Genomic DNA, 3,869 nt, shown 5'->3' on the forward strand with positions numbered 1-3,869 from the left:
ACATTGAGCCGGACGACCAGTTCTGCAATTCCCTCAGCGTCTTTGAACGCTGCGTGAACGACGCTGCGGCAAGAGAAGCGCGGTATGCGGACATCCTCGGCCAGGCGCAAGCCGTGGACGCCCTGAAACGCCGGGGAGAACGCCTGTGAAAGCCGTCATCCTTGGAGCCAACAGCTATATCGCCAGAAACATGATTGCGCTGAACGCGCGTTCGCACTTTGCCGAAACCGTTCTCTGCGACTATCAGCCGGAACATGCGGACAAGGCCGTGGGATACCGGCAGATAAACCCCTCGCGCCCGTCCGATCTGGAAGAGGCCATCGCCGGCTGTGAACTCATCTACTTCTTTATTGGCAAGACCGGGACTCTGAACGGCTTTGACGAGGCTGGGCTTTTTACCGACGTCAATGAAAAGTATCTGCTGAACCTGCTGAATGCGTACAGAAAGACAGGATCTTCGGCAAAAATCATTTTCCCCTCCACAAGGCTGGTCTACCGCGGCAGTAAAAGGCCGCTCCGGGAAAGTGCTGCAAAGACGTTTCTGACGCCCTACGCCCTACAGAAATATGCCTGTGAGCAGTATCTTGAAATGTACAGCCGCCTGTTCCATATAAAATACTGCATACTTCGCATCGGCGTACCCTACGGAACGCTCATCCATCCCGTATCGTCCTATGGCACGCTCGATTTCTTCATGAAACAGGCAAGGGATAAAGGCTCCATAAGTATCTATGGCCGCGGAAAACAGCGCAGAACCTTTACCTATATTGAAGATCTCTGCCGCAGTCTCTGGCTGGCGGGTTTGAACGACACCTGTATCAATGATGTCTACAACGTAGGCGGCGAAGAGTGCTCCATAGGCCGTCTCGCAGAAATAATTGCCGAAAGAACTTCGGCAAAGATCCTACATCAGCCCTGGCCTGAACAGGCCCGCAAGATTGAATCCGGTGATACCGTCTTTGATTCAGCAAAGCTGGACGCTCTTATTGGAAACATCCTTTCCATGACTGTAACAAGGTGGACAGAGGAGATATTGCCTATGAGAACTGCAAGTATTTCTGCCGAGAGAGAGAGAGAGAGAGAGAGAGAGAGAGAGAGAGAGAGAGAGAGAGAGAGACGTAAGCCCTTTATCTTTCTTCAAAAATTTCTGGAAGACATCTTTCCTGCCTTCCTTACCGATTTCAACCCCATGCTGATACCGTAAGGAGTTTGCAGGATGAACGTAACAGAACTGGTTCTCCCAGGTGTGAAGCTCATTGAACCTACGTATTTTGAAGACAACCGCGGTTACAGCGCGGAGGCGTATAACGACCGTACTCTGCAGGAGTACGGCATCCAGACCCGGTTTGTGGTAGATTACGTCTGTTTCAACAAAGAGGCGAAGACGGTGCGCGGCATCCATTTTCAGAACAATCCCCATCCCCAGGTGAAGCTCGTCCGCGTTCTGCACGGCGAAGTGCTGGACTTTGTGGTGGATTTGCGGCGCGATTCTCCGACCTATAAAACATGGACAAGCCTGACACTCTCCGAGGAAAACCGGAAGCAGCTCTACCTGCCCAGCGGCTATGGTCACGCCTATGTGACCAGAGTGCCGGGCACGGTGGTGCTCTACAAGTTCGATGACTACTACGACAGATCGCTTGTGCGTGCCATCCGCTGGAACGATCCGGAGCTGGCGCTCGGCTGGGACGTTGAAAACCCCATACTCTCGGCGTCCGACAGCAAGGCCCCGTGGCTCAGTGAAAGCGACGTCAACCTGAACATGGAGGGCAATTCATGAAGACCGCCGTTGTGACTGGTGCCACCGGATTTATTGGAAAGGCATTTTCTCAATATCTTCTGGAGCGCGGATATAAAGTATACGGAGTGTCCAGAGATGTATCCAAGATGAAGGCGCTTTGCACAAACGGACTTCTTCCGGTAGAAGCCGATTTTTCACAGTACCCGTTACTTGCAAAAAAAATTTCTCACGCAGATATCTTTTATCATTTTGCCTGGGACGGTCCGTCTGGAATGAAGACGTCTGAGCCGTCCATTCAGCTTGCCAATGCAGAAGCCGCCTGCAGCGCACTCCTGCAGGCGGCCATGATGGGCTGCAAAAAATTTGTGCTGGCTGGCACCGTCGCCGAAGTTGAAGTGCTGGAGCACCTTGATAAAAACATCTGTCATCCGCGCCCTGCATGCATTTACGCCACGGCAAAACTTGCGGCCGAAGTGATGTGCAAAGTGCTGGCCGGTCAGCATGGAATAGCCTTCAACTGCGGTCTTTTCGCCAATATCATGGGGCCAGGCGACACTTCAAAAAGATCTACCAACAGCATTCTGAGTCAGTTTCTCAAGGGACAGCCCCCAAAACTGGTCAAAGGGGAAGGGCTTAACGACTGGCTGTACATCAAGGATGCCGTGCGCCTTATCGAGGCTATGGGCGAACGCGGCGTCAACATGAAGACCTATTACATAGGCCATACAGATCTGTGGCCTCTGCGAACGATTATTGAAAAAGCAAGAGACGTGGTCGCACCGGAAATGAAACTCGACTTTGGTGTCCTGCCTGACTCATTTTTGACTGACTACAGTTACATTTCAACAACAGAACTTTACAAGGATACCGGTTGCAAGGCCGAATATAACTTTGAAAAATCCATAACCGAAACTGCCGAATGGCTCAAGGAAACAAGCGTCAAAACTGCAAACACAGGAATGGAATCCATGCAAACACTTAGAGACCAAGAGAGAGAGAGAGAGAGAGAGAGAGAGAGAATGTAGAACACCGTATTTAAATAACCTTTACGACCTCTTAACAGATTCCGTATCAGTCTTTTTTAAAGTTTTCAGGCAATCTAGTATTAGTACTGCAAAGGAGGATACAGAAAAAAGAACACCGAAAGCATTTCTATTCAGTGGTGAAGTTTGGCGTGGCCGTCTCATAAGTACGCTTGCAGACTGCTGCGGGCGTTGCGTCCCCCTCCGCCATACGGAGGCAGCTGCATGAAAGCCGTTGTGACTGGTGCCACCGGATTTATCGGTAGCGCGCTCACGGCGCAGCTCGCCAGAGCAGGAGTGACCGTATATGCCGTGGGCAGGAATCCCGAAAAGCTGGCGACTCTGGCCCGGAGAGAGGGTGTCACCGCACTCGTGGACGCGCCGGGGCATGCCGGAATCCCGCAGGGAGTGGACGTCTTTTTTCATTGCGCCTTTGAAGGAGGCTTTGGAGGAACGGCCCTCAAAAACTACGCCCTGCAGCTCAGGAACGCGGCGCTTGCCTGTGATGCGGCGGCTCATGCCGCGGCACTCGGCGCCCGAAAATTCGTTCTGGCCAGCACGGTGAATACGGTGGAGTTGCGGAGCTTTATCGGCAGTGAGAGCTTCAAGCCGCGGTATACCTGCATCTATTCGGCGGGAAAACTCGCGGCTGAACTGATGGGCAAGACCATTGCCCACAACACTGGAATGCCCTTCTGCACCGCGCTCATCGCCATGCCCTATGGCGAGGGAAACACTGCCGCAACGCTGCCGAATGTTGTCATGTCGCATCTGGCTTCAGGAAAACGGCCCGCATTGATTGAAGGCAGAAACCTCTACGACCTGATATACATAGGCGATGTCGCAGGTGCACTCATGGCCATAGGAGCAAAGGGCAGGAACTTCCGGGATTACTATGTAGGTCACAGAGAACTACAGTCGTTCAAACGCTGGATCGAACAGATGCGCGACGTTCTGGCGCCGGAGCTTGAACTGGTTTTCGGCGAATATCCGGATTCACCTTCGCTTGATTATTCGCTGCTCGATCTGGACGCCCTCTATCGCGACACAGGCTTTGAATGTACGGCGGATTTTGAAACGAGCATACGGCGCACTGCCGAATGGCT

4 protein-coding genes are annotated in these 3,869 nt (G+C 52.5%); all 4 read left to right on the top strand.

Annotated elements, in window-relative coordinates; all coding sequences use genetic code 11:
- The first annotated feature begins 145 nt into the window (after positions 1-145).
- A complete protein-coding gene (locus Q0Z94_RS11305) occupies positions 146-1,204 on the top strand; it encodes an NAD(P)-dependent oxidoreductase (protein ID WP_298069786.1) in 1,059 nt (352 codons plus the stop codon).
- 12 nt (positions 1,205-1,216) lie between these two features.
- Positions 1,217-1,780, top strand: a complete 564-nt coding sequence (gene rfbC / locus Q0Z94_RS11310) for a dTDP-4-dehydrorhamnose 3,5-epimerase (RefSeq protein WP_298069787.1) — start codon at positions 1,217-1,219, stop codon at positions 1,778-1,780.
- Positions 1,777-2,766: an NAD(P)-dependent oxidoreductase gene (locus Q0Z94_RS11315; protein WP_298069789.1), complete on the top strand. Its 990-nt coding sequence runs from the start codon at positions 1,777-1,779 to the stop codon at positions 2,764-2,766. Before rfbC ends, Q0Z94_RS11315 begins: the two co-directional genes overlap by 4 nt.
- 222 nt (positions 2,767-2,988) lie before the next feature.
- Positions 2,989-3,869: NAD(P)-dependent oxidoreductase (locus Q0Z94_RS11320; RefSeq protein ID WP_298069791.1), on the top strand; the 881-nt coding region annotated here is incomplete at its 3' end.

It is taken from the genome of uncultured Mailhella sp. (assembly GCF_947631555.1).
GTDB lineage: Bacteria > Desulfobacterota > Desulfovibrionia > Desulfovibrionales > Desulfovibrionaceae > Mailhella.

Excerpts from the sequence above, each read along its gene's own strand:
- rfbC (WP_298069787.1), top strand. The coding sequence starts at position 1,217 with ATGAACGTAACAGAACTGGTTCTCCCAGGTGTGAAGCTCATTGAACCT.
- Q0Z94_RS11315 (WP_298069789.1), top strand. The coding sequence starts at position 1,777 with ATGAAGACCGCCGTTGTGACTGGTGCCACCGGATTTATTGGAAAGGCA.